The organism is Alteromonas algae (assembly GCF_049117195.1).
Classification (GTDB): domain Bacteria; phylum Pseudomonadota; class Gammaproteobacteria; order Enterobacterales; family Alteromonadaceae; genus Alteromonas.
Window position 1 is genome coordinate 1,714,478 of record NZ_CP185260.1, and the last position, 23,145, is coordinate 1,737,622.

25 protein-coding genes are annotated in these 23,145 nt (G+C 43.5%); 10 read left to right on the forward strand and 15 right to left on the reverse strand.

What is annotated here, in order from left to right; all coding sequences use genetic code 11:
* Window positions 1-74: 74 nt before the first annotated feature.
* The 4 genes from ACOJRU_RS07775 (at window position 75) to ACOJRU_RS07790 (ending at window position 6,198) form a co-directional block, all read left to right on the forward strand.
* Window positions 75-2,195 carry a 3-hydroxyacyl-CoA dehydrogenase NAD-binding domain-containing protein gene (locus ACOJRU_RS07775; protein WP_421134444.1) on the forward strand — a complete coding sequence of 707 codons (2,121 nt, stop codon included), beginning with the start codon at window positions 75-77 and terminating at the stop codon, window positions 2,193-2,195.
* 23 nt (window positions 2,196-2,218) lie between these two features.
* Entirely contained in the window at window positions 2,219-3,400 is a 1,182-nt protein-coding gene (locus tag ACOJRU_RS07780; protein WP_421134445.1) for an acetyl-CoA C-acyltransferase, read from the forward strand.
* Window positions 3,401-3,409: 9 nt separating this feature from the next.
* A complete protein-coding gene (locus tag ACOJRU_RS07785) occupies window positions 3,410-5,209 on the forward strand; it encodes an acyl-CoA dehydrogenase C-terminal domain-containing protein (RefSeq protein ID WP_421134446.1) in 1,800 nt (599 codons plus the stop codon).
* Between the two features lie 86 nt (window positions 5,210-5,295).
* Window positions 5,296-6,198, forward strand: a complete 903-nt coding sequence (locus tag ACOJRU_RS07790) for an alpha/beta fold hydrolase (RefSeq protein ID WP_421134447.1) — start codon at window positions 5,296-5,298, stop codon at window positions 6,196-6,198.
* 84 nt (window positions 6,199-6,282) lie between these two features.
* Here the strand turns inward: ACOJRU_RS07790 and ACOJRU_RS07795 are convergent, their stop codons facing one another.
* From ACOJRU_RS07795 to ACOJRU_RS07845, 11 genes are all read right to left on the reverse strand, one after another.
* Window positions 6,283-6,681: a DUF3718 domain-containing protein gene (locus ACOJRU_RS07795; RefSeq protein ID WP_421134448.1), complete on the reverse strand. Its 399-nt coding sequence runs from the start codon at window positions 6,679-6,681 to the stop codon at window positions 6,283-6,285.
* 552 nt (window positions 6,682-7,233) lie between these two features.
* Window positions 7,234-7,632, reverse strand: a complete 399-nt coding sequence (locus ACOJRU_RS07800) for a DUF3718 domain-containing protein (protein ID WP_421131678.1) — start codon at window positions 7,630-7,632, stop codon at window positions 7,234-7,236.
* A 291-nt stretch (window positions 7,633-7,923) separates the two neighbouring features.
* The gene (locus ACOJRU_RS07805; protein ID WP_421134449.1) at window positions 7,924-8,469 is read right to left on the reverse strand and encodes a CC0125/CC1285 family lipoprotein; all 546 of its coding nucleotides are present in this window, start codon (window positions 8,467-8,469) and stop codon (window positions 7,924-7,926) included.
* Window positions 8,470-8,497: 28 nt separating this feature from the next.
* Window positions 8,498-8,755, reverse strand: coding sequence for a hypothetical protein (locus tag ACOJRU_RS07810; protein ID WP_421134450.1), 258 nt, complete (start codon window positions 8,753-8,755; stop codon window positions 8,498-8,500).
* 37 nt (window positions 8,756-8,792) lie between these two features.
* Window positions 8,793-9,443: a hypothetical protein gene (locus tag ACOJRU_RS07815; protein WP_421134451.1), complete on the reverse strand. Its 651-nt coding sequence runs from the start codon at window positions 9,441-9,443 to the stop codon at window positions 8,793-8,795.
* Between the two features lie 4 nt (window positions 9,444-9,447).
* Window positions 9,448-9,768 carry a DUF883 domain-containing protein gene (locus tag ACOJRU_RS07820; protein ID WP_421134452.1) on the reverse strand — a complete coding sequence of 107 codons (321 nt, stop codon included), beginning with the start codon at window positions 9,766-9,768 and terminating at the stop codon, window positions 9,448-9,450.
* 196 nt (window positions 9,769-9,964) lie between these two features.
* Complete coding sequence (locus ACOJRU_RS07825) at window positions 9,965-11,941, reverse strand: response regulator (RefSeq protein WP_421134453.1); 1,977 nt, start codon at window positions 11,939-11,941, stop codon at window positions 9,965-9,967.
* Between the two features lie 11 nt (window positions 11,942-11,952).
* The gene (locus ACOJRU_RS07830; RefSeq protein WP_421134454.1) at window positions 11,953-12,405 is read right to left on the reverse strand and encodes a response regulator; all 453 of its coding nucleotides are present in this window, start codon (window positions 12,403-12,405) and stop codon (window positions 11,953-11,955) included.
* Window positions 12,395-13,882, reverse strand: coding sequence for a sensor histidine kinase (locus ACOJRU_RS07835; RefSeq protein WP_421134455.1), 1,488 nt, complete (start codon window positions 13,880-13,882; stop codon window positions 12,395-12,397). The genes ACOJRU_RS07830 and ACOJRU_RS07835 overlap by 11 nt, the downstream gene beginning before the upstream one ends.
* Window positions 13,883-13,910: 28 nt before the next feature.
* Window positions 13,911-14,135 (reverse strand): hypothetical protein, encoded by a 225-nt coding sequence (locus ACOJRU_RS07840; RefSeq protein WP_421134456.1) that lies wholly within the window; start codon window positions 14,133-14,135, stop codon window positions 13,911-13,913.
* A 13-nt stretch (window positions 14,136-14,148) separates the two neighbouring features.
* Entirely contained in the window at window positions 14,149-15,483 is a 1,335-nt protein-coding gene (locus tag ACOJRU_RS07845) for a sigma-54-dependent transcriptional regulator (RefSeq protein WP_421134457.1), read from the reverse strand.
* Window positions 15,484-15,837: 354 nt separating this feature from the next.
* Here ACOJRU_RS07845 and ACOJRU_RS07850 point away from each other — a divergent pair, with 354 nt between their 5' ends.
* Window positions 15,838-16,431, forward strand: a complete 594-nt coding sequence (locus ACOJRU_RS07850) for an exopolysaccharide biosynthesis protein (RefSeq protein WP_421134458.1) — start codon at window positions 15,838-15,840, stop codon at window positions 16,429-16,431.
* A 3-nt stretch (window positions 16,432-16,434) separates the two neighbouring features.
* On the opposite strand, the gene ACOJRU_RS07855 is transcribed toward ACOJRU_RS07850, so the two are convergent.
* Complete coding sequence (locus ACOJRU_RS07855; protein ID WP_421134459.1) at window positions 16,435-17,370, reverse strand: LysR family transcriptional regulator; 936 nt, start codon at window positions 17,368-17,370, stop codon at window positions 16,435-16,437.
* 78 nt (window positions 17,371-17,448) lie between these two features.
* Window positions 17,449-17,799, reverse strand: a complete 351-nt coding sequence (locus ACOJRU_RS07860; protein WP_421134460.1) for a rhodanese-like domain-containing protein — start codon at window positions 17,797-17,799, stop codon at window positions 17,449-17,451.
* Window positions 17,800-17,967: 168 nt separating this feature from the next.
* On the opposite strand from ACOJRU_RS07860, the gene ACOJRU_RS07865 reads away from it, so the two are divergent.
* Complete coding sequence (locus tag ACOJRU_RS07865) at window positions 17,968-18,288, forward strand: ArsR/SmtB family transcription factor (protein WP_421134461.1); 321 nt, start codon at window positions 17,968-17,970, stop codon at window positions 18,286-18,288.
* Window positions 18,289-18,481: 193 nt separating this feature from the next.
* On the opposite strand, the gene ACOJRU_RS07870 is transcribed toward ACOJRU_RS07865, so the two are convergent.
* The gene (locus ACOJRU_RS07870; protein ID WP_421134462.1) at window positions 18,482-19,216 is read right to left on the reverse strand and encodes a PRC-barrel domain-containing protein; all 735 of its coding nucleotides are present in this window, start codon (window positions 19,214-19,216) and stop codon (window positions 18,482-18,484) included.
* Between the two features lie 132 nt (window positions 19,217-19,348).
* Window positions 19,349-19,705 (reverse strand): DUF413 domain-containing protein, encoded by a 357-nt coding sequence (maoP, locus tag ACOJRU_RS07875; protein ID WP_421134463.1) that lies wholly within the window; start codon window positions 19,703-19,705, stop codon window positions 19,349-19,351.
* Window positions 19,706-20,001: 296 nt separating this feature from the next.
* Between maoP and ACOJRU_RS07880 the strand changes: the two genes are divergently transcribed.
* From ACOJRU_RS07880 to ACOJRU_RS07895, 4 genes are all read left to right on the forward strand, one after another.
* Window positions 20,002-20,169 (forward strand): hypothetical protein, encoded by a 168-nt coding sequence (locus tag ACOJRU_RS07880; protein WP_421134464.1) that lies wholly within the window; start codon window positions 20,002-20,004, stop codon window positions 20,167-20,169.
* 133 nt (window positions 20,170-20,302) lie between these two features.
* Window positions 20,303-21,145 (forward strand): LysR family transcriptional regulator, encoded by an 843-nt coding sequence (locus ACOJRU_RS07885; RefSeq protein ID WP_421134465.1) that lies wholly within the window; start codon window positions 20,303-20,305, stop codon window positions 21,143-21,145.
* 8 nt (window positions 21,146-21,153) lie between these two features.
* Window positions 21,154-21,504: a DUF2750 domain-containing protein gene (locus ACOJRU_RS07890; RefSeq protein ID WP_421134466.1), complete on the forward strand. Its 351-nt coding sequence runs from the start codon at window positions 21,154-21,156 to the stop codon at window positions 21,502-21,504.
* Between the two features lie 183 nt (window positions 21,505-21,687).
* Window positions 21,688-23,064 carry a ribonuclease J gene (locus ACOJRU_RS07895; RefSeq protein ID WP_421134467.1) on the forward strand — a complete coding sequence of 459 codons (1,377 nt, stop codon included), beginning with the start codon at window positions 21,688-21,690 and terminating at the stop codon, window positions 23,062-23,064.
* Window positions 23,065-23,145 lie beyond the last annotated feature (81 nt).

Consider the following 23,145-nt stretch of genomic DNA (forward strand, 5'->3'; position numbering starts at 1 on the left):
TATAACACCAATAAACTTGGATGATTGTGACTACTGCAATAACATCCCATTAACGTGATAAACAGGATACGGTTATGACTGAGATGGAAAATAAAGCGGTTTCATATGCAGTAGAAGAGGGCGTCGCTACGCTAGTGATGCAAAGCGGGCCGGTCAATGCGTTGTCTAAGGCGCTACGAATCGGGCTTATTGATGGTGTCGAACAGGCATTGAACAACGACAGCGTCAACGCGATAGTTATTACTTCTTCGTTACCCATTTTCTCTGGCGGCGCGGACATCAGTGAGTTTTCTGGTGGCGACCTTTCTCCGATGCTTCCAGAAGTGTTAGATAAAATTGAGAATGCCTCTAAGCCTGTTGTTGCTGTTCTTCCTGGCCCAGCATTTGGTGGGGGATTAGAAGTAGCATTGGCATGCCATCACCGTATTACTTTTGCTGACAATAAAGTAGGTTTACCTGAAGTTAACCTCGGCATTCTACCAGGCGCAGGCGGAACGCAGCGCTTACCCCGTCTCGCTGACGTGCAAACTGCACTCACTATGATCGCGTCTGGCAAGCCAACGTCTGTGCTTAAACTACCCAAAGTGTTCGATAAAATATCGGATAAACCAGAACATCTTCTAGATGACACGAAACACTACTTAGCTTCTCTATCGCCAAGTAATGCTATTAAGCGCACCAGCGATATTACGCTTGAAATGACCGACGAGGTTCAGGCTGTATTCGACGCCGTCACGGCGCAAACAAAGAAAGCAGCACGTGGCTTTTTCGCACCACTTAAATGTATTGAAGCGGTTCATGGCGCTTATACCTTGGCGTTCGATGAAGGCTTAAAGCATGAAGGCCGTTTGTTCATGGAGTGCATGAATACGCCGCAAGCAAGAGCCCAGCAGCACTTCTTCTTTGCTGAACGTGCAGCCGGCCATGTGAGTGATTTCGATAAGGCTACGCCTGAACGCACCATCGAGAAGGTTGCTATTATCGGTGCGGGAACCATGGGCGGTGGCATTGCAATGAATTTTGCAAACGCTGGCATTCCTGTGACTATGCTCGAGCTTAAAGAGGAAGCCTTAGACAAAGGGTTAGCGTTAATACGCAAAAATTACGAGAATTCTGCAAAGAAAGGCAAGCTGACTCAAGAGCAAGTTGAAACCCGAATGGCATTATTGTCGGGCACAACAAGCTACGATGATTTATCTGACGTCGATTTAGTCATCGAAGCCGTGTTTGAAAAAATGGAAGTGAAAAAAGCGGTGTTCTCTGAACTAGACCGTGTGTGTAAAGCAGGCGCAGTATTGGCGTCTAACACATCAACACTAGACATTGATGAAATTGCGACATCAACATCACGCCCTGAAGATGTCATTGGTCTTCACTTCTTCTCACCTGCCAATGTAATGCGTTTACTCGAAGTGGTGAAAGCAGACAAGACGTCGGCTGAAGTAATCAAAACATGTATGAAGCTGGCAAAACGCATTAAGAAAGTTGCAGTGCTTGTTGGCGTATGTTTTGGCTTCGTGGGTAACCGTATGATCGAGCCCTACGGCCGTGAAGCAAATCGCTTGTTACTAGAAGGCGCATCGCCAGAGCAAGTAGACAAAGTTCTGACTGACTTCGGCATGCCTATGGGACCCTTTACAATGGGTGACATGGCCGGTTTAGATATTGGTTATTATGTTCGCCAATCACGCCAAGCGTTTATCTCTCATGACCCTGCTTATGGTGCGGTAGCGGATAGGCTTGTTGAGATGGGTCGAAATGGTCTTAAAACTGGCCGTGGTGCGTATAACTATGATGCAGGAAGTCGCGTTCCCATTCCAGATCCTGAAGTGCTAGAGATTGCTCGTAAAGAAGCCGAACGTCTCGGTGTTCCTCAGCGTACGAACATTAGCGACGAAGAAATAATGGTACGTGTGTTATACACGCTCATTAATGAAGGGGCGCATATTTTAGATGAAGGTATTGCTGCTAAATCGAGTGATATCGACGTAATTTACGTTTATGGCTATGGATTCCCTGTTTACCGTGGCGGTCCGATGCAGTACGCCGACGAAATCGGTCTAAGCACAATTCTCGACAAATTAACTGCTTATCGAGATCAACTTGGCGACTACGGTAAAATGTGGTTAGAGCCAAGTGACCTACTCGTAAAGCTGGCGCAAGACGGCGGCAGCTTCAAGAATTATAAAAAATAAGCTAAACATAAGGAAAGAATTGTATGCGTGATGCAGTAATTGTAAGTACCGCAAGATCTCCAATTGGTCGTGCCTATAAAGGCGCGCTGAATAATTTACCCGCGCCATCTTTGGGCGGACATGCCATAGAAAATGCAGTTGCACGCGCAGGTATCGACCCTGCGAGTGTAGACGACGTGATAATGGGTGCAGCGCTGACACAAGGCAGTGGAAGTATGAACATTGGCCGGTTAGCCGGTCTTGCTGGCGGGTTACCGGTATCGGTTTCAGGAATGACCCTAGACAGACAGTGTAGCTCTGGCATGTATGCTATTGCGACAGCGGCTAACGCTATCCGCACTGGTGATACCAATATTATGGTTGCTGGCGGATTAGATTCTATATCGCTTGTTCAAAACAAACATATGAATATGCACCGCGTAGTCGACCCTCAATTGGTTGCTAAGCACAAAGACATTTATATGCCTATGTTGCAAACCGCCGAAATAGTTGGTCAGCGTTATAATATTAATCGTGACGTGCAAGACGAGTATGGTTATCAAAGCCAGATGCGCACGGCAGCGGCGCAAGCGGCGGGTAAGTTTGACGATGAAATTGTACCTATCACGGCCACGCAAACCTTATTCAATAAAGAGACAGGTGAGACGTCTGAACGTGAAGTTACACTTTCAAAGGATGAAGGTAATAGACCTGAGACGACACTTGAAGGCCTACAGTCGCTTAAACCAGTAATAGATGGTGGGCGTATAACTGCAGGTAATGCCAGTCAGTTATCAGACGGTGCAAGCGCGACTGTTATTATGGATGAAGCATCAGCAGCAAAAGGTAACGCGTCACCTCTTGGTATCTATCGCGGTATTGCGGTAGCAGGTTGTGAACCTGATGAAATGGGCATCGGCCCTGTCTTTGCAATTCCAAAATTATTAAAACAACATGGATTAACCATGGATGATATTGGTCTGTGGGAACTTAATGAAGCTTTTGCGGTTCAGGTATTGTACTGCCGAGATAAATTAGGTATTCCAGACGAATTATTAAACGTTAACGGTGGTGCCATTTCAATTGGTCATCCGTACGGCATGAGCGGTGCTCGCATGGTGGGCCATGCGCTCATCGAAGGTAAACGACGCGGTGCAAAATTTGTAGTTTGCACCATGTGTATCGGTGGCGGCATGGGCGCTGCTGGTTTATTCGAAGTTCTATAGGTATTTGGTATGGAAGGTTATAAAGCTCCACAACGCGACGCCATGTTTGTAACACATGAGCTATTAGATTTTCAGAAACATTATCAGGCACTTGGTTTTGATGAAGCATCTGAAGACCTGGTCTCTGCGATTTTTGCTGAAGCGGCAAAATTCTCGGAAAATACACTTGCTCCTATCAACCAATCGGGCGATGAAGAAGGGTGTAAGTGGGAAGATGGCGTGGTAACAACGCCTAAAGGTTTTAAAGAAGCCTATCAAACGTATGTTGAAGGTGGTTGGCCTAGCATGGCGCACCCAGAAGAGTTCGGTGGTCAAGAGCTACCGTATTCATTGGCGTCTATCATCGCTGAATGGTTTTCAGGTGCAAACCACTCTTGGGCCATGTATCCAGGCTTAAGCCAAGGCTGTATGGAAACACTAAAAGCGCACGGTACTAAACAACAGCAAGATATGTTTTTGCCTAAGCTTATTAGTGGTGAGTGGACAGGCACAATGTGCCTAACTGAATCACACTGTGGTTCAGACTTAGGTATGCTTAAGTGCCGTGCAGAGCCGCAAGACGATGGCACCTATAGCCTAACTGGTACGAAGATTTTCATCTCTGCGGGTGAACACGACATGTCTGAAAATATCGTACATATTGTGCTTGCGCGTTTGCCAGATGCACCAGAAGGTACAAAAGGTATTTCATTATTTGTCGTACCTAAGTTTAACGTGTCAGAAGCGGGTGAAAAGCTTGATAGAAACCCTGTGGCATGTGGCAGCATTGAACACAAGATGGGTATCAAGGCGAGTGCGACTTGCGTGATCAACTTTGACGGCGCTAAAGGCTATCTGATTGGGCCACCGAACCGCGGCTTAAACTGCATGTTTACGTTCATGAATACTGCTCGTATCGGCACCGGCCTTGAAGGTTTGGCGGCGTCAGAAGCGTCTTTCCAAGGTGCATTGCGTTATGCTAAAGACCGCGTACAGTTTCGTTCGCTTACTGGCCGTAAAAATCCAGACGGCCCAGCTGACCCTATTATCGTTCACCCAGACGTACGCAGAATGCTACTCACTCAAAAAGCGTTTTCTGAAGGTAATAGAGCATTAGCCGCATACTGTATGCAAATGGTTGACGTGACCATGTACAGTGACGATGAGCAAGCTAAGCAAGTGGCTGAAGCGAAACTAGCGTTCCTTACGCCAATTGTGAAGGCGTTTTTAACTGAAACCGCGCAAGAATCTACGAGCTACGGCATGCAGGTTTATGGTGGTCACGGTTTCATTAAAGAATGGGGTATGGAGCAGCTAGCGCGCGATACGCGTATTTGTACTATGTACGAAGGTACAACGGGTATACAAGCTGTTGATTTATTAGGCCGTAAAGTAATGGGCTCTAACGGTGAGTTACTTAACGTTTTCGTTAAAGAAGTACGTGATTATTGTAACTCTCTACGCGATAACGCGCAGTTTAGTGCGTGGACCAATGCACTGAATTCACATCTTGATGAATGGCAGCAAGTAACCATGGATATTGGTAAAGTAGCAGCCTCTAACCCAGATGAGATAGGCGCAGCGTCTGTCGATTACTTGATGTATTCAGGGTATGTTACTGTTGCTTATTTTTGGCTTCGTATGGCCGTGAAAGCGCAAGAGCAGCTTGATGCAGGTAGTACTGAGACTGAATATTACAAGAGTAAGATTTTGACATCAGGGTTCTACTTCGATCGACTACTTACGCGTACTCGTTCGCTAGTATCGGCAATGCAATCAGGTGCAGACAACCTAATGTCAATGCCAGAAAGCATGTTCGCTGTAGAGTAAAAGTAAAAAAAGTAAAGCCGGGCTAATGCCCGGCTTTTTTTTGCCTTTATTTTTACGTTCATTTACTGTTTTTAATAGGCTACCTGATGGAAAGTAAAGCGGTTATTACATCAAATATAATTTCGATTGATGGGCATGACATCCATTATTTGCGTCGCCAAGGGAAGGAAGAAAATAACCCCGTTATCATTTGCCTTCACGGCTTTCCTGAAAATGCCCACGCATGGGAAGCACTAATAGCCGAGTTGCCTGTAGACTATGACGTAATTGCGCCTGATTTACCTGGCTACCATAAATCTGAACCATTGACACCCATCGGCGAGTACCAAGTAAACGCGCTTATTGAAAGAATGGCCTTATTTATTGATACCGTTCGCATGGGTCGAAATGTTACATTGATTGGGCATGATTGGGGTGGTGCGATCGCTTGGCCACTCGCCGCGTTTAAGTCCTCGCTTTTTTCTCGTCTTATTATCATTAATGCGGCGCATCCTTCTACGTTTACTCAGGCTTTGATCGATAGCGAAAAGCAAAGAGCAAAAAGTGACTATATTCACCGTCTCGTTTCTGATGATGCAGAAGATGTGCTAGCAGCGTCAAAATTTGCCCTTTTAAAGGATATGCTAGGTAGTGAGTTGTTTGACACCCACAATGATTATGCTGAGATGCTTCTGAATAGCTGGAATAGCCCAGGTAATCTTACGGCTATGTTAAATTACTATCGATTGATGCCGCAGTTACCGCCGAAAGTAGAGGCTAGTGAAAGCGAACTAGCGTCACTTCGTATTCCCAACGTCCATATTAAGATACCGACATTGGTGTTGTGGGGAAGAAATGATGCGGCATTTGAAGAAAATATCTTAGATAATTTGTCTGATTACGTAGAGGATTTGAAAATTCACTATCATGACACCGCCACGCATTGGGTACACCGTGAACAAGCTTCATGGGCAGCTAAGTATATAAAAGCATTTATCGAATCGAAATAAAAATGGCCCCGTTAGGGGCCACCAGTGCGGCTATGAACCGCAACCATGTTGAAAAGGTATCACATGGAATGTGAAATAATGTGCTTAAATTCGGTTGTTTAACTCGGCAGCAATAGGGTTTGACTCGAGTCCTTGCTCGGCTATCCACGCTTGAAGGGTTTTTCCGTCTGCTTCAGGCGATTTTAAATCTTTGCTTGGCATTTTCTTTATGAGTAATGTACCAACTTCGGTTGCATTACTGCTAAGCGCAGTTCGAATAAGGCTTAGGCCGTCACATGAAATAGCGCCATAATAATCATGGAGCTTTAAATTGTAGTCTGATTGAACACTACGCATTTTCTTCCTAAGCTCGCTTTTGTCGTTTGCCTGTACGATGGTACAAATGTTGGCAAGCGCTTCATTAACGTCGGCTGCTTGAGTCGTATTGGAAAAGACTGTGCAAGATGCTGCGATAAAAAGTGGTGTTTTAACGATTTTCAACATGGTTAAATTCTCTTTATACTTAGGCTTTGTTGCCGTAGATTAAACAATGAAAAAGTTAAACGACAAACATACAGAGTGATAACTAAGTATGGAATCCCATACCTTTATTGCTTTTTAATGGCTCAAGTTGTTGATTTAATTATTTTAATAGAAATAATCTACTCCCCCCGCCTTTTATACATAGACACCCACCTTTTCCGCTTACTCCCGTACACGCAATCAGTAGCCACAAGCCTTTCCTGAACATAGACACCCACAACTATTAGGTTGAATAACCAGTTCGTAAACATGGACATCCACGTATCAATCTGTGAGTTGGGTGGAGGCGATGATTATGCAACGAGTGGGTGTCCAAGGAATATAAGTTTGTGACGAACGACAAGGTTTTGTTGTGGGTGTCTAAAATAGGGCTAGTCTAGAGTAGGGTTAGGTGTGTTGTATCAAGAAAAAGAGGGTTACCAGAAAAAGGCGTGGCCCCATGAAGGGGCCACCAGTGCGGCATGCGCCGCGACCATGTTGAAAAGGTATCACATGGTATGTGAAATAAGGTGCTTAGATGCGACCGTTTAACTCAGACGCGATAGGGTTAGCGTCTAGGCCTTGCTCTGCAATCCACGCTTGAAGGGTTTTACCGTCTGCTTCAGGCGATTTTAAATCTTTGCTTGGCATCTTTTTAACTAATAGTGTGCCTACTTCAACAGCATTGCTGGTTAAAGCCGTACGAATAAGGCTTTGGCCGTTACATGAGATAGCGCTGTAGTAATCGCGAAGCTTAAGTTTGTAGTCAGATTGCACGCTACGCATTTTCTTACGAAGTTCGCCTTTATCATCGGCTTGTACAATCGTGCAGATGTTGGCAAGGGCTTCGTTTACGTCGTTCGCTTGTGCTGCGTTAGAAAAAGCTAGAGTAGAAGCGGCGATTACTAGTGAAGTTTTAACAATTTTCAACATGGTTAAATTCTCTTCGGTTAAAGGTTTCATTTGTCTGTTCGGGTTGTATTAAAGCGCAATCGAGGAGGTTGAAAAACATACTGGGTAATAACGAGGTATAGAAAATAATACGTTAAAGGGGGGGCGGTGGCCGGTGTAATGAAAGATAACATGCTGATACGTATAAGTTTGGCGTCAAAATGGCGGAGGGTGTCTATCGCAATGTGATAGATAACATTGCGTAAAATTAGAAAGAAAGAGTGGGTGTCTATGCAAAAAAGAATGCTAAGACACCGCAGCTTTTCATTATTTTTAGCTCTTGGGTAAAGGGGTCGAGAGGATCTCTTGCACTGAGATTGCGTTTCCATTTAACGCACCTGAAGAATTAGCTGCTTTCACCGTAATCGAATAATAGACATTATTGATACGCGTTTTTTCAACTACATTTTGTCCTGTACCCGCCATCGGTTGCGCGACTTCCGAGCAACCAGACATCGTGCACTGGCGCTGTGTCTGAAACGGCACGGGTTTTTCGGTTTCCGTATTTACTGAACGAGCAAGCGTAGGCTTTTTCTCTATATCTGTTTTTGTTATGGCAAGATACTGAAACCCATTCTCCTCAGCAATCTCGGCTGCTCGCCTTAACACATATTGCTGAACGTCATCTTCTGGTGTTTTATCCGTCGCCTTAAAAAGTACTTTATATTCAGAATCGCTTACCTTCTCGCTTGAATATCCATAACCGCTTTCTGAAGATGCTGATCTATATTTAGTTGGGGCTGCGGTAGGGGTCGTAGAACACGCTGCTAGCAATAAAGCGCTGCTAAGAAGTGCACTGGTCGTTATTCTTTTTATCATTTTCATACTCCGTTTATATCAACCGCTATTACGCAAGAAATTGCATGAGTGTTGTTCGTGCTACAGAGAGTATAGCTTTATTTTTCGTAGCCTTAGGATTATCTGTTTGCGATCCTTTGTATAAACCAGCGGCAAACACACCTGCTATGGTCTCGGGCTCACCCATCAATAACTTGCATCGAGTTTTTGTCTCTTGAAGTGAAATGTCGCTATTCTTTTTCTGCAATTTATACAGCTTTTCTTGCTGCTTTGCTTCAGATAGCGCTTTACCAAGTAGGAAAGTCATTGTTAATCCTTCTTTACCGGTTCATTAATTGAGGCGTTCATAAATCTTTAATCACGTTAATAATTCGCTCAAAGCGTGCATAGCGACTGGTTTTCTTCGCAATATACACTGTGAACGTTAGCAAACTGATGTTGAGCACCAAGAGCACGACTAAGCTTAAAACGACTGAGCATCCAAGTGAATGCAAGCCTATGCCAATCAGCCCGTTAATCATCAGCCAACACGCGCCTGCTAGCAAAACTGCAGCAATCCCTGCAAACAATGTTGCAAAGATAGATGTTTTAATTACGTTTATTTCAGCATCGACCACACCTAAAAATGCAGATGTTTGTTGCTTTTTCTGTAAAAAAAGCTGCATAAGTGAATCTTGCACTTCACTAATACTAATACGTGAGTATTCGTCAGACGGATTTGAAGAGGAGGAAGTGTGGCTGTCCACGGGTACTTCGCCAGAATCGGCCTCGTTCTTATCTGTGTTGATGTGGGTGTCCATAGAGTCTTTTTGAAAAGCACTCGTGTATGCTTGAAGTCTTTCGTCAAGATGTGAATGATGCCCATGTCCGGCAAAATCAATCTCGTCGGCACGGGTTTTAGAATACAGCGTATCACGCCTAGGCGGCGTGATACGGTAAGGATTTTCAAAGCACGCAGTAAAACGTGCTTGTCGAAAATCAATTAGTGCATGCATCGAATTATTTCTTACGCAGAATAGATGTTATGAACATACCTGCCGCAAACGCGATGCCCGCTGTCGCAATTGGGTTTTCAATTGCAAATTTGCGAACCTGCGATGCTTCCCATTTCTGCTCTGCAAGACGCTTTCTGGCCGCTAAATTTTCAGATGAATTATTAGCCGACTGACGAATTTTTTCTTCAGCCTTACCAGCAGTATCCGCTAATGAGTCAATAGACGAGTGTAATGACGAGGTTAGCTGCTCAGTCACAGGGTGACCAGTTTCCGTTGCTCCATTCGTCTTAACAGGTTTTTGTTGCGCTGTATTTCTTGTTGCCATGATATTTTCCTTTCTTCGCTTAAAATACACTTAAGGAGGTGCAAGGCATATACCATAATAGTTATTTATATAAGTGATTGATTAAAAACAATATAATTTTAATCGGTCTAATTTTGCTGGTTACTGATAAGCGCGAAGCCTACTTTCTTATAGACTTCGTGTAAAAATTTCTTGGTGTTCGGTTTTCTAAGCTTTATTAACGTATGAGAGTAGAAATATCTTCTTTTGTTACAGGCTTTAGCAATGATGCGGTTATTCCTAACGCTTCAACCACCTCTTTATCAGGTTCGTACCCGCTCACAATGATAAGTGATGCAGATTGCTGAATAGCACTGATTTCTTTTGCTAGGTCGTAGCCATGGTAATCAGGAAGCGTAAGGTCTAGTAACACATAGTCAAACGTAACCTTATGAAGATGTTCTAATGCTTCTTGACCGCTATGCGCTAAATGAACATCATGCCCTTGGTGTGAAAGAAATATTTGAAGTAGCTCTGCTGTATCTTCGTCATCCTCTACTACAAGCACTTGACGACTTGACGAACGCGGTGCTGACACCGAACTTTCATGCGTTGAACTCACGGAGGTTATTGCATCCGGTGCGGCCAAATAATGAGCAAGTAAGTTGATAACTTCAGAACGATCTAACGGTTTACCTATTACGTCGTCAAACCCGTCATCGAGCAAAGAACGCTTTAACCCTTTTCTACTTGCAGCAGTCATAGCGACAATAGGAATATCGATGTCATGCTTTCTTATTGCTTTAAGTGCATCAACGCCATTCATCACTGGCATGTGGATGTCCATGAGGATAAGGTCAAACGGGTTCGCGCTTTTATGTGCCTCTAAAACTGACTCTAATGCTTTTACACCATTTTCAGCGAAAGCAACATTGGCTTGGCTTTGACCAACAATATGCCCTGTGAGACGCCGCAACTCGTGGATGTCATCAACGATTAATACACGTCCGGATACGCTTATGTCACGTTGCTTTAAAGGTTGATGAAGCGTTTGCTGAACAAGTGTTTTTATACGTGGTTGAGCAGCAATGTTTCCAGGGTTGATACAAAAGGTAAATGTACTGCCGTGACCAAACACAGACTCGACGTTGATGATGCCGCCCAGCTTACTCACTAATTCACGAGATATCGCAAGCCCCAATCCAGCGCCACCATGATTGGCTCTCATTACATCTTCTAATTGCTCAAATGGGGTAAAAATACTGTCTAGTTTGTCGGGAGGCATGCCAATGCCCGTATCTTTTACACTGAATACAATTTTCTCACTGGGTACCGTTGTTATTACGTACTCCATTTTTACAAGCAGGGTAATGACACCCGTGTCTGTAAATTTAATGGCATTATTTATTAAGTTGATAAGGATCTGACGCAACCGTGTAGGGTCTGTATAAATACATTCAGGTAAGTTACCTTCTGTCGATACAACAAGGTCTAACCCTTTCTCATCTGCGGCTAACTTCATTAAGGAATGGATGTCCGCCAGAAACCCGCCAAGATTTACCTCGTGCTGATTAATTTCGAGCTTATCAGCCATTATTTTAGACATGTCTAACAGATCATTTAATAGGTTTAATAAATGCTTTCCATTACTGTGAATCGTTGACAACTCTTGCTGTAATTCTACGTTTTTGGGCTCATCAAGCAGCAGTTCGGTGTAGCCTAAGATAGAGGTGAGGGGGGTGCGCAGTTCATGTCCCAAGTGGGCAAGAAACTTATCTTTTGCTTTATTTTGCTGCTCTATTTTGTTGCGCTCTAGCCGCTCATTTTCAATTTCTCGCCTGACCATCGCATAGCGGATCGTCCGCATGAATCTTGGCGTTTCAATTTCACTTTTCTGCAGATAATCGGCAGCACCAGCACGCATGACTTGTTCATCTACTTGCGCGTCTGATTGCCCGGTAAGAATAACGACCGGTAAATTAAACTGATTTGATTTGAGCGCATCTAATACGTCAACCGCATTTTCCGCGCCCAATAGGTAGTCTAAAAGGCAGAGGTCAAAGTCTTTGTATTGCAGCGCTTCAATCGCATCAGCGCTGTTTGTTACCCATGTTAACTGAAAGGTAGGTGAATCACATTGCTCCAGGTAGTCTGACGTCAAAAAATAATCGTCTTCGTCATCTTCAATAAGAAGTACCCTAATAACCTCTGCCACATCTTACCCCATCAATCGTGTGGAAGTTCTACGAACTCAATCCAATACTTACCTAGTGCGCGCATTAACTCTACCAAACCTTCGAAGTTCACTGGTTTCGTTATATAAGACGCACAACCAAGGTCATAACCTCGAAGCATGTCTTCTTCTTCTTTCGATGTTGTTAAAATAACAACAGGAATTGCGCGTAGACTTGGATCGGTTTTCAATTCTTGCAGTGCTTCTCTTCCATCTTTTCGAGGCATGTTTAAATCGAGTAAGATAAGGCTCGGACGAGGCGCTTTTTCTTGGTCGGTATATTTACCTTCGTTACGAAGAAACTCTAAAAGCTCTACACCATCCTCAACACAAAATAGGTTGTTTAGCACTCGACTTTCTTTTAGCGCGTCAACCGTAAGTAAACGGTCATCCTCATCATCATCCGCCATAAGAATGTTTATAGGTTGGGCTTGTTTACGCGTCATTATTATCTCCGTAACTTTGTGTGGTTCCAAACGGTTCACTGTTTTTAGGTAGTAAGAAAGTAAAACGAGCACCTTCGCCTTCGGTGCTGGTCGCAAAAATTGTTCCGTTATGTCGCTCTACAATACGACGACATACGGCCAAGCCAATCCCCGTACCTTTATATTCGCTTCTTCCATGCAGGCGTTGAAACGGTGCAAAGATTTTTTCGGCAAATGATTGCTCAAAACCAATGCCATTGTCCTTAACCGATATCTTTATCCACTCATAATCATCGGCGCTTAGTATTTCTTTAAGATCTTCGTCACTGGCCTCTTCACAGGTTACATCGACGACGATTTGTGTATCGCCCTTTTGAAACTTGAGGGCATTAGAAAGTAAGTTTAAAAAAAGCTGTTCAAGCTGCGAGCGGTCGCCGCGTATGTTTGGTAGCGCAGGCATGTTAATCATTGCATTGCGCTCTTCGATGGCCACTTCTAAGTCGCTTAAAACGTTGTTAGCTACCGTTGCTAAGTTTACGTCATCGAAATCTTTGCCTCGCGTAGAGACTCTGGAAAACGAGAGCAAATCGGAGATAAGCATCGACATTCTCTCAGCAGCATTTAGCATGCGCTTTAAGAAATCTTGCCCACGCTCGTCAATTTCATTGTGATAACCAGACTCAAGCCGGTTACCGAACGCGCGGATTTTTCGTAAGGGTTCTTGTAGGTCATGCGAGGCGACAAATGCAAAATCTTCTAACTCTCGGTTACTGCGGGTAAGCTCGTCTGAGTAGATTTGCAGTTCTTTCGTTCTCTCTGCAATTTTTTCTTCAAGATTTTGATTTTGATTTTCTAAATCAACTTGATGCTTTTCGTTTTCTCTAACGTTCATTTTAAGTAAAACGAAAATGGTTATGATTAGAAAAAGTGTTGAGGCAGAAGAAATAATCAATGTATTCGCTGAGTCTCGTCTCAACTTCATTAAATTAGCAAGATGGGTACCTTGAAGGTCACGTTCAGAAGAATCGATTTCTTTAAACAATACTTCGAATTCGTTATACAGAAAAAGTCCTCTATCGCTTGATAGTAGTTCAAACGCATCTTTTGACTTTTTGTCACGAACAAGTTCAACCACTTCAACCATGCCATTTAATTTTGCTCTGGTTAGCAAAATAAGGGATTCCATTCTGTCTGTCTGCGAAGCAAAGTTAGACGCTAACGCACTTACCTCAACTTCATCGACCAATGCACCAAAGTTGTCAAGGGTTTCTGAATACTCTTCAAGATAAGCCTCGTCTTTTGTAAGCAAAAAACCACGTTGCCCAGATTCAGCTCTTAAAACAGCAACATGAAGCTGGTTGACGGCGTTGATAACGCGGTTAGTGGTAAACAGTCTAGATTCCAGTGCTGACAAATCGTCAAGGGTCTTCACGACATAAAACGAATTAGCAGTAATAACGACGATGATAACCACCACCATAATTATCCAGGTATACATTGAGGACATGGCTTTATGTAACATCAGTTCAATCCACTTCACTATTGCTGAATTCGGAGGTCAATTCAGACAATGTTGCACTGCAGTCTTTCGTGCTGGCTATAATTTTATCCAATGCCGCCAATGCTTTTTCCTTGCGAACATCGCCGTTCAAGGCCATTTTGATAAGCTCTGCTTGCATCGAAATTCTATTTAGAGGTTTTCTGGCGTCGTGAACATATTTAGAGAGCTTTTGAAGCGCATCTTCATTCATCGTCTTGCCTCAATTATTGTTCATCTTTTGATAAGTCACCGTAGGCATGCAGGCGGTTGTATAATGTTTTTGTGCTTATACCTAGCATTTCCGCTGCGGTAGTTTTGTTGCCGCTGACCTTGTCTAACGTTGCGTAAATAAGTTCTTTTTCAACATCTTCAATGGTTCTACCTGCTTGTAGCGAAGGCGAAGTGCTTTGTTTTTGCGCAAATGGTGATTCGATTGTTTTTGGTAATTCAATCGCGGGTTTTTCAGGGTCACTCATGATTGCAGCACGATGAACGAAGTGTCGTAATTCACGAACGTTCCCAGGCCAGTCATAAGCTTGCAGTGTATCTAATTGACTGTCTTTCCATGTAAACTGAGACCCATTTTCGGTATTAAATTCTTCCATAAACCGTCTTGCAAGCAGCGGTATATCTTCTTTACGATCGCGAAGTGGGGGAATGGTAATAGGAAAAACGGCTAATCTAAAATAAATGTCTTCTCGCAATACCTTACTTTGGGCTATTTCTTCCATCGTACGGTTGGTCGCAGACACGACGCGACAATTTACGGGCGTTGTTTTTGTCCCACCAACGCGAATAACCACTTTGTTCTCTAACACTCTCAGCAAGTTTGGTTGCATGTCGATAGACATTTCCGTGATTTCGTCAAGAAACAACGTGCCGCCTTCGGCTTGTTCAAACACACCTTCTTTTCTGCCTACAGCACCAGTAAACGCACCTTTTTCATGGCCAAAAAGTTCACTGCCAATAAGCTCTTTAGAAAATGCACCACAGTTAGTCGCGATGTAAGGTCCTTCGCTTTCAGACGCTCTATGGATAGCAGCTGCAACAACCTCTTTACCTACACCACTCTCACCGAGAAGCATGACATTTGCACTTGTCCTACTCACCCTTTCAATCAATTTGTAAAGTGATTTCATCGGGGCAGATTCACCAATCAATAATCCAAAATGTTGTTTGATTGACTCTTCTTTCTTCGATTTCCCCTGCGGTTTACCACTTAAAACTTGTTCTAAATCTTCGCGCTGGATTGGCTTTACAAGGTAGTCTATGTTGGGACCACAAAGGCCTTTAATGACGCTCTTAACAGACGGGTGACCAGTGATTAGGGTGACGCGAGGGCTTTTTGGAAGTGCGTTTAACTCATCAAAGAGATGAGCCCCGCTTCCATCTGGAAGCATGAAGTCGAGCAATACGTGATCGAATGTTTCTTTTTTTAGCCAATCTCGTGCTTCTTCAAGGCTTGAAGCAGTTAATACTTCGTGTCCTAGGAATTCGATAATAGTGCAGGCCACTTCTGTGAATTCTGCGTCGTCATCTACAAGTAAAACTGTTAACACGTATATTTCCTTTTACAATTTTCCGCTCGTAAAGCCATTTTTCGAGGTTTTCTACTGGCGAGCTTATTTAGCAATATTCTGATTTTGTCTAGTTAAAGGCAAAAATCGTGCCATGAACGGGCTGTTAGCGCGTCCATTTTATATGGCATGTTTCTCGCTGTATATTTTTTACTGATCAATGCGCTAAGCGCTGATTATCTTTCTTGAAGTGTAACACGACAAGCGTTTGAACATACCTACAAAGGGTAGGTTTTATATTTTAAGCGGGGAATAACACCTTTTTTATTTACCCCAGTGCGGTATGCCATCACACAGTGCACGGTGGGATTAGTCGGCAGCGACATGGAGAAGCGAATGGAAGCGGCAGTGAACTCAATGACACTTTGTGAATTACTGGGAAAGATAAAGCCTAAGGCGTCGGCTGAAACATGTTGCTTCGGTGATTTCTGGCATGTGATGGAAAAAAGAGGGTTTGGCCCTATGTTAGCCCTACCTGCATTCGTCGCGTCAACACCGCTCGGGGCAATTCCGGGTGTTCCTAGCGTTACAGGTGTGATTATTTTACTCATTGCTTTGCAAATTTTACTCGGTAGGCGTCATCCATGGTTACCTTCTCGACTCATGAACGTCGAGATAGAAGCGCACCGCTTAAAAACCATTGTGAAAACATTACGGCCTCATGCAGCAAGAATTGATCGCTTTCTTGTCCCCAGATGGTTTTTCATGAGGCATTCTGCTTTTAGAAGCCTGATTGCGCTTTGTTGTGCTGCGTGCGGAATGGTCATGATTCCACTAGAGCTTGTTCCTTTTGTGGGGTTACTGCCTGCCTGCGCTGTGTTAATAATGGCGGTTGGAATGGCCACAGATGATGGTGCTGTGGCTATCATAGGATTGGCGGTCGCCATTCTTGGGTTTATGTTATGTTGGCAGCAGCTTGCCGCGCAATAAAGCTTATTGGCATTCTTCGCTTGTGCACTGTGTTAATAAGCCTTTTGCCTCAGGAAGTTGCATTGACTGAAACCGAAGTTCGCCGATAAACGTTCGAGCTGCCGGGCCTAAACTATCGCCGTCAGCAAATGATAAATAAAGCAGCGATTTTCGAATTCCACTATTGTTGTCAAACGAAAGAGGAACAAGTGAACCCGCTTCTAGCTCTTTTCTAATCACCGCAACAGGTAGCCAAGCAAACCCAAGGCCTTGGGAGATAATATCAACTGACGTGCGTATATGACTGACGGTCCACCGCTGCTCTGCGCCCAGCCAGCCGGCCTGAGCTTTGCGCTCTGACGATGAATCTCGAACGACTATCTGCCGGTGAGACTTTAAATCTTCTAAGGTTAACGGGCGACCAAGCGTATGTAGCGGATGTGAGGGATGAGCAACAGCCGCAAATTCAATCTCACACAAATCCTCACTGAACCCATTGGCATAGATAAAAGGAGAAATAGCGATATCAACATTACCGCCGCTAAGCAACGAATTTGAGCCGTTTAATACCGTTTCTTCAATTTCAATGCGCAATAACGGAAAGGCTTCAGACACTTTAGAAAGTACGTTGTACAACAATTCAGAAGGAAAAATTATATCAACGGCTATTCTTAACAACGTTTCTGTACCTGATTGCAAACTACTCGCTACAGCTTCTAGTTTTTGTGCTTCTGTTAGTAAAAAAGAAGCACGTCGATACATCAATTCACCCTGTGGAGATAATTTCACCTTTCTCCCACTGTTTTCAAACAACGATACACCGATTGCATTTTCTAACTTTTGAACGGCGTGATGGATACTGGATTGGCTTTTATGGACAACTGAAGCTGCCTGGTTAAAACCACCTGCATCTACCACGGCCTTGAACATACGCCATTGCTCTAGCGTTGACTTAAGCATATCTTTCTCTTAAAACTGATTGGACAAAGTTAACCCATTGGCGTTTATATAAATAATCGCGAATTGCGCACAGGGTGGTTAATCATTTACTGCTTTGTTTATGTCAGGTACCGAACAGGTAATCACAGTTACATTTTCATATCCCATCGTAAGAAGTTGTTCTGCTGAAAGCTTGGCGCGCACGCCCGATGCACAGTGAATATAAATGGGCTTCGATGCATCCTTTATACTTTCCAACATCTTCATCTCCAATACGCCCCGTGGAAAGTTTGTGGCCTTTGGCACAGGATTGGCTTGCACTTCGCCCGGCTCTCTTACGTCGATGAGTATGCCATTGTTTTCGCACATCTCATTATTTGCTTGAAGAGCGGGTATGCAGCGAATGTCGTAAGCAATATTCGATATTCTTGTTGGTATATCTATGAGCATGTTGAGTCCTTTAAAAAAACATTAGATATTTCATATATAATTATAAATGTTCTATTATGTCAAATAGACACAAATTAGGTAGGGTAAATTAGCGAGACATTAGACTTTCGTATATGATGGCGCTACTTTATCGTTAATTATTAATATTAAGCGGAACAACAAGCTTTTATGGAATTATCTTCTGAGTTACTAAATGAAGACATGCTTAGCCATGCAACAGAAGCCGAACAGTTTCTTAAACAGTTAGCCAATAAAACGCGGCTTATGGTGATGTGCTCACTACTCGAACAAGAAAAAAGTGTTAGTCAGCTGCTTGAGATTGTTGAGGTTTCTCAACCTGTTATCTCTCAACATTTGGCGTTGTTGCGAGAGTCAGGCTTAGTGGCAACACGTCGTGATGGACAAACCATCTATTACAGCCTAGCAGATGAACGCGTACAACGTACCATAGCTTTGCTCTATGACTTTTTCTGTAAACCTAAAAACTAGAATACGCTGTCAGTAAAATGGTGCCTTCAATTAATAGCGCTGATGTTTAACACTCACTGAATACGTCTAGATGATCGCAACACAGTAGTCAGGCCGAAATTTGGCTGGACGTATCGTGTTGCCTTTACGTTACCCTATAATCATTTACTGGCATGCTTGCGATGACAAGGCCTCAACGAGAAAGACACACTGTTCAGGCGCTCGCTACAATGTTGGCAACATACTCAGTATCATCAAGCTTTTCTAAATCTACTTCTGGTTGATTCAACAGACCATCTTCTGACAATATTATGTCCACACTGTGTGCAGCCCAGTCTATTTTAGTAATATGCGAAGGCAGAATAGCCACTTTTTTACCGCCAGGTAGCCAATTGTGAGTGTCTAAGATAACTAACGTAAGTGTCCAAGTCTTTAAATCGAATACAAAATCGCAAATGTGCCCCACATTGCCGTTGGTCGTTGCGACCTCATATCCATTTACTTCGCCACACGCCCTTAGGTGGTTAACCGGGTGTGAGTCTTGCCCCAATTCAGCGCTATTATAACGAGGTGGGTCAACAAGCTCGCCTGGATGTGCAAAGTCACCCCAGGCGCCGGGTCCAACCCAGTAATATCCATAACCATAATACTTAAACAGCGCTTCCTCGTATTCTCGGGATACAGGTTTGTGTTCATCAATCGAAGGGCTGTCTTTTAACATCTGGGATGTCATATCTACGGCTATTCTATGTTCTTTTGAATCGATGTGGGTAATAGACACCGGCGATATCACCACTTTTCGACTAAGCGGTAACCACGTGTTGGTATCGGCGACGATATAACGAATTATGAAGTTTTCATCGTCAAACAACATATCTTTAATGCCGCCGACTGATGTGTCCGTGGCTTGAATAGAGAAATGACGCATTTGCTTGAATGAAATAGTCATCTTAAGGCCTCCTTTCGCTTTTGTTATAGAGATAGGCTCGCTAGCACCAGTTGTCGCAATGTATATTCTTACCTAAGTGTAGTGTATCTCTATTATTTTGAAAGTTGACGAGCAAATACAATGGTGCAGTAATTACGCTACGTCAAACGCATCGTCTGAGTAGTCATCGTCATAATCCGCTTGATTACTTGCACTGCTATGGAGCGTGTAAAAATGCTTTTTACCTCTTGCTAAGCGTACATATTTTGCCCATGCACGCGCAATGGGGGACATACATTCTTGTTCACCGTTAATAAACGCGACAAAAGCATGTTCGTCGGCGTTTTCAGGTAACAGCTCGCCGGTTTCAAGCGCTAACAGGGTATATCCGTATTGCGAAAGGATATTGGCCTCGCTAATACTAAAATCTCCGGACTTTTTAAAACCATAAGGAAATTTTTGTCGGTCTATAAAGGGCTTTGAAGAGGGTCTAATGGCTTCCATTTTCATATTTTCACTTTGTTTAGCGTTTGTACTGCCCGCACTTTTAAGCTAAATATCGGCATCGGTGAAACAAAATATTTTTTTCTTATCAATAAAAAATTTTATAAAGCAAAGTGGTATCCAGCCAGCGCACGTAAAGTGCGCTGCAGTGCGTTAATCATTACAAAAATAGACTGCTACTTGCACCTTTAGCAACGGGAAAAATTTTCTATCGCTACGATGATAATTATTCGTTGTTATTTTTGAACGATAGTGTCAATACTGAAGTGTGTCTAACATCACCTTAATAAAGTAACAAAGCAATGAGTAAAGATTACCGCCATCAGCACGACGATTGGTCTTTTGAAGACGGTGGAGCAATGCACCACAGTCAAAAAGATAAAACACGCAATCAAAGCTTTAAGGCCAAATTGAAAAGAGACATTCAAAGAAAAGAAAAGCAAAAACGTTTATATCAAGAAGCGCATTAAGCCACGCTATTTCTTTTTATCATGTCATTTGAAGTCAACGCTGTTAATAATATAACGGCGTTGTTGTGTTTGTGCGTTTTTTTCCCGTATCATCTATACAAACTTACACCTTGATTCAGGCTCAGTAAAACGTATGGATACCCGCTTTCTCACAACCTTTATTGAAGTGGCAAAAACACGCCACTTTGGTAAAGCGGCAGAAAACCTTTATTTAACGCAATCTGCCGTTAGTGCGCGTATAAAGCTATTAGAAGAATACTTTCATACCACCTTATTCATTCGACAGCGAAATAGCATTCAACTTACCCAGTCTGGCGAGAAATTACTTCCATATGCCAAACAACTTTGTGACACCCTAAATGATGCCAAACAAGAACTGCAAATTCAGTCATCTGAGTATGTAGTATGTGGTGCAACACAGCTTGCGAGCGAATTGGTTCTGCCCGACGTGTTAAGCAAATTACACAGTACTTTTCCGGATTGGTCTGTAAAAGCAGAAGCCTTATCACTTGACGGGCTGTCTCGTCAGCTACATGAGCGGGTGCTAGACATTGCATTTTCTACAGAGCCGCTTAAGTCTGAGGATGTTGTTAGTGCGGTCTTAATAGAAAGCCCCCTCGCGCTATATTTAGTGGGAGATGCCAGTGCAGAGGTGATACCAAGCGAGTTTGTGGCTATTGATTGGGGTGCTAAAGCGCGCGAATGGCTACTTACGCACTATCCGCAGTTACGCGATGCGAAGTTAAGTACCAATAGTCTTGCGTTAGCAGTTGATAATCTCAACAAGGATGGAGGGGTAGCGTTACTGCCAACGTTCATTGAACAGTCGGCGACGGATACAAGTCATTGGCAAAAAGTGGAACAACTTGAGGGTGTCACGATGAAAGTGTATTTGCACAGCATGAAGCAGGTGAGAAGAGTAGGCTTAAGCGCTATAATAGAAAGTGTTTCAAGTATCCATCCCATCAATAATTGAGAGACATTATGTCAACAAACCCTTTACTAGAAAAAAATGCCTTTGATAGGTTAGAAGTATCACTACGTAAAATTAAAGAAAATAGCGAGTTATTTATTTTAAAAGACGAGCACGGCTGCGTGATGTTGACCACCGATGAAGAAGATGGGATCCCAGTATGGCCCGAAGCAGAACTTGCGCTGTTGTGGGCAACCGATGAGTGGTCACAATGTGAAGCAATGCGGTTATCGGTAGATGACTTTCTTAGCAAATGGGCTCCTGGGATGTCACAAGATGATTTAATGGTAATGGTTTGCCCTGTTCCGGGTGAAGAAGGTGAAGTCATTGAACCAGGCGATTTTGCACAGCAAATTGGGTGATCTTTAACACCGTTAAGTACGTTAGTAATGTTAATGAATCGTGCTTTTTTCTGTCCTAAATACGCCCAAGTGGGCGTATTTTTTATATCACAGGTACGCAAGAACAAAGCGCAATCACACACTTATTATCGATAGTGTTCATTTCGTTCTTCGTTTCAAATAATCTTCGTTAGGAGTAATACCTTGGGTGAGCCGAGTAATGATGATCTGTGGTTTCTTCCATTGGGAGGGACCGGCGAAATCGGCATGAATCTAAACCTCTATGGTCACGATGGTAAATGGCTTATGGTCGATTGTGGGGTTTCATTTGATGAGCCGCTAAAGGCGCCCTATAAAACGTCGTCAGAACATTCACACGCTGAACAAAAACATCGAGTCGTGGCGGCTGACCCGACATTCATTGCTCAGCGAAAAGACGCATTAAGTGCCATAATCATTACCCACGCACATGAAGATCATGTTGGGGCAATTCCCTATCTTTGGCAGCGTTTTCAATGCCCCATTTATACTACGCCTTTCACTGCTGAAATTCTTCGTAGAAAGTTGGCGCAAACTAAGCTAGCAAACAAAGTACCGATTGTTGAGATTGAATCAGATACTACTCATCAGTTTGGCCCTTTTACGGTATCGTGGTTATCGGTTACCCATTCACTACCAGAGCCTTTCGCACTCAAGATTAGCACGCCGGCAGGAAGCGTGCTGCACACCGCGGACTGGAAGATAGATGCCAACCCCATTACCGGAAAACCTTTCGACGTAAACCGGTTCAAAGCGCTAGCTGAAGAAAGCATTCTTGCGTTAGTGGGTGATTCGACCAACGCGACAAAGCCTGGTTTCTCTATTTCTGAACGAAATTGTTACGACGGGCTATTGAGTACAATTCGCTCACAGAAAGGCAAAGTAGTGGTGACATGCTTTGGCAGCAATGTTGCACGCCTTATTTCTTTAGCGCGCATTGCGCAAAAACTAGGGCGTTATATGGCGCTGTACGGACGCTCCTTATTAAACATGTACGGGGTAGCAAAGCAACAAGGCATATGGCCGAATGATCTTGCCGTGGTTGATGCACATCATATGGGGTATTTACCGTCTAACGAAGTGCTCGCGGTGGCAACGGGCAGTCAAGGAGAGCGCAATACGGCGCTGGCTAGGCTGGCCGACGATACACACCCACTACTACAGCTAGATAAAGGCGATACGGTTGTCTACTCGGCTATGGTTATTCCAGGAAATGAAGATAGTATAGCGCGCGTAAATGCTAAGTTATCGGCGCGCAAAATTAACGTGATTATGAGCGAAACACATGATTTACCCATTCATGCTAGTGGTCATCCGTGTGAAGAAGAACTCAAATTGATGTATCACTGGGTTAAGCCAAAAATTGCCATCCCGGTTCATGGTGAACCCAAACATATCGCTGCCCATGCAAACGTGGCAAAAGCATGTGGGGTAAAGGTAACGTATGAAGGGGTAAATGGCGATTTGTACCGTTTGGCTCCACAACCTAGCTTAAGACGGCAAGTTGTTGATACCGGTAGAATTCCTGTTCTTCAAGACTGATAATTTCCGTTATTAAGTATTGCCTCCTCGGAGCAGTTTATCACTGCATTTTTATGACATGATCTGATACACTTTACCAAT

What these genes read in the sequence shown, in the direction of transcription:
- ACOJRU_RS07775 (WP_421134444.1), top strand. Translation starts at nt 75, where the DNA reads ATGACTGAGATGGAAAATAAAGCGGTTTCATATGCAGTAGAAGAGGGC.
- ACOJRU_RS07780 (WP_421134445.1), top strand. Translation starts at nt 2,219, where the DNA reads ATGCGTGATGCAGTAATTGTAAGTACCGCAAGATCTCCAATTGGTCGT.
- ACOJRU_RS07785 (WP_421134446.1), top strand. Translation starts at nt 3,410, where the DNA reads ATGGAAGGTTATAAAGCTCCACAACGCGACGCCATGTTTGTAACACAT.
- ACOJRU_RS07790 (WP_421134447.1), top strand. Translation starts at nt 5,296, where the DNA reads ATGGAAAGTAAAGCGGTTATTACATCAAATATAATTTCGATTGATGGG.
- ACOJRU_RS07795 (WP_421134448.1), bottom strand. Translation starts at nt 6,681, where the DNA reads ATGTTGAAAATCGTTAAAACACCACTTTTTATCGCAGCATCTTGCACA.
- ACOJRU_RS07800 (WP_421131678.1), bottom strand. Translation starts at nt 7,632, where the DNA reads ATGTTGAAAATTGTTAAAACTTCACTAGTAATCGCCGCTTCTACTCTA.
- ACOJRU_RS07805 (WP_421134449.1), bottom strand. Translation starts at nt 8,469, where the DNA reads ATGATAAAAAGAATAACGACCAGTGCACTTCTTAGCAGCGCTTTATTG.
- ACOJRU_RS07810 (WP_421134450.1), bottom strand. Translation starts at nt 8,755, where the DNA reads ATGACTTTCCTACTTGGTAAAGCGCTATCTGAAGCAAAGCAGCAAGAA.
- ACOJRU_RS07815 (WP_421134451.1), bottom strand. Translation starts at nt 9,443, where the DNA reads ATGCATGCACTAATTGATTTTCGACAAGCACGTTTTACTGCGTGCTTT.
- ACOJRU_RS07820 (WP_421134452.1), bottom strand. Translation starts at nt 9,768, where the DNA reads ATGGCAACAAGAAATACAGCGCAACAAAAACCTGTTAAGACGAATGGA.
- ACOJRU_RS07830 (WP_421134454.1), bottom strand. Translation starts at nt 12,405, where the DNA reads ATGACGCGTAAACAAGCCCAACCTATAAACATTCTTATGGCGGATGAT.
- ACOJRU_RS07835 (WP_421134455.1), bottom strand. Translation starts at nt 13,882, where the DNA reads ATGTATACCTGGATAATTATGGTGGTGGTTATCATCGTCGTTATTACT.
- ACOJRU_RS07840 (WP_421134456.1), bottom strand. Translation starts at nt 14,135, where the DNA reads ATGAATGAAGATGCGCTTCAAAAGCTCTCTAAATATGTTCACGACGCC.
- ACOJRU_RS07850 (WP_421134458.1), top strand. Translation starts at nt 15,838, where the DNA reads ATGGAAGCGGCAGTGAACTCAATGACACTTTGTGAATTACTGGGAAAG.
- ACOJRU_RS07855 (WP_421134459.1), bottom strand. Translation starts at nt 17,370, where the DNA reads ATGCTTAAGTCAACGCTAGAGCAATGGCGTATGTTCAAGGCCGTGGTA.
- ACOJRU_RS07860 (WP_421134460.1), bottom strand. Translation starts at nt 17,799, where the DNA reads ATGCTCATAGATATACCAACAAGAATATCGAATATTGCTTACGACATT.
- ACOJRU_RS07865 (WP_421134461.1), top strand. Translation starts at nt 17,968, where the DNA reads ATGGAATTATCTTCTGAGTTACTAAATGAAGACATGCTTAGCCATGCA.
- ACOJRU_RS07870 (WP_421134462.1), bottom strand. Translation starts at nt 19,216, where the DNA reads ATGACTATTTCATTCAAGCAAATGCGTCATTTCTCTATTCAAGCCACG.
- maoP (WP_421134463.1), bottom strand. Translation starts at nt 19,705, where the DNA reads ATGAAAATGGAAGCCATTAGACCCTCTTCAAAGCCCTTTATAGACCGA.
- ACOJRU_RS07880 (WP_421134464.1), top strand. Translation starts at nt 20,002, where the DNA reads ATGAGTAAAGATTACCGCCATCAGCACGACGATTGGTCTTTTGAAGAC.
- ACOJRU_RS07885 (WP_421134465.1), top strand. Translation starts at nt 20,303, where the DNA reads ATGGATACCCGCTTTCTCACAACCTTTATTGAAGTGGCAAAAACACGC.
- ACOJRU_RS07890 (WP_421134466.1), top strand. Translation starts at nt 21,154, where the DNA reads ATGTCAACAAACCCTTTACTAGAAAAAAATGCCTTTGATAGGTTAGAA.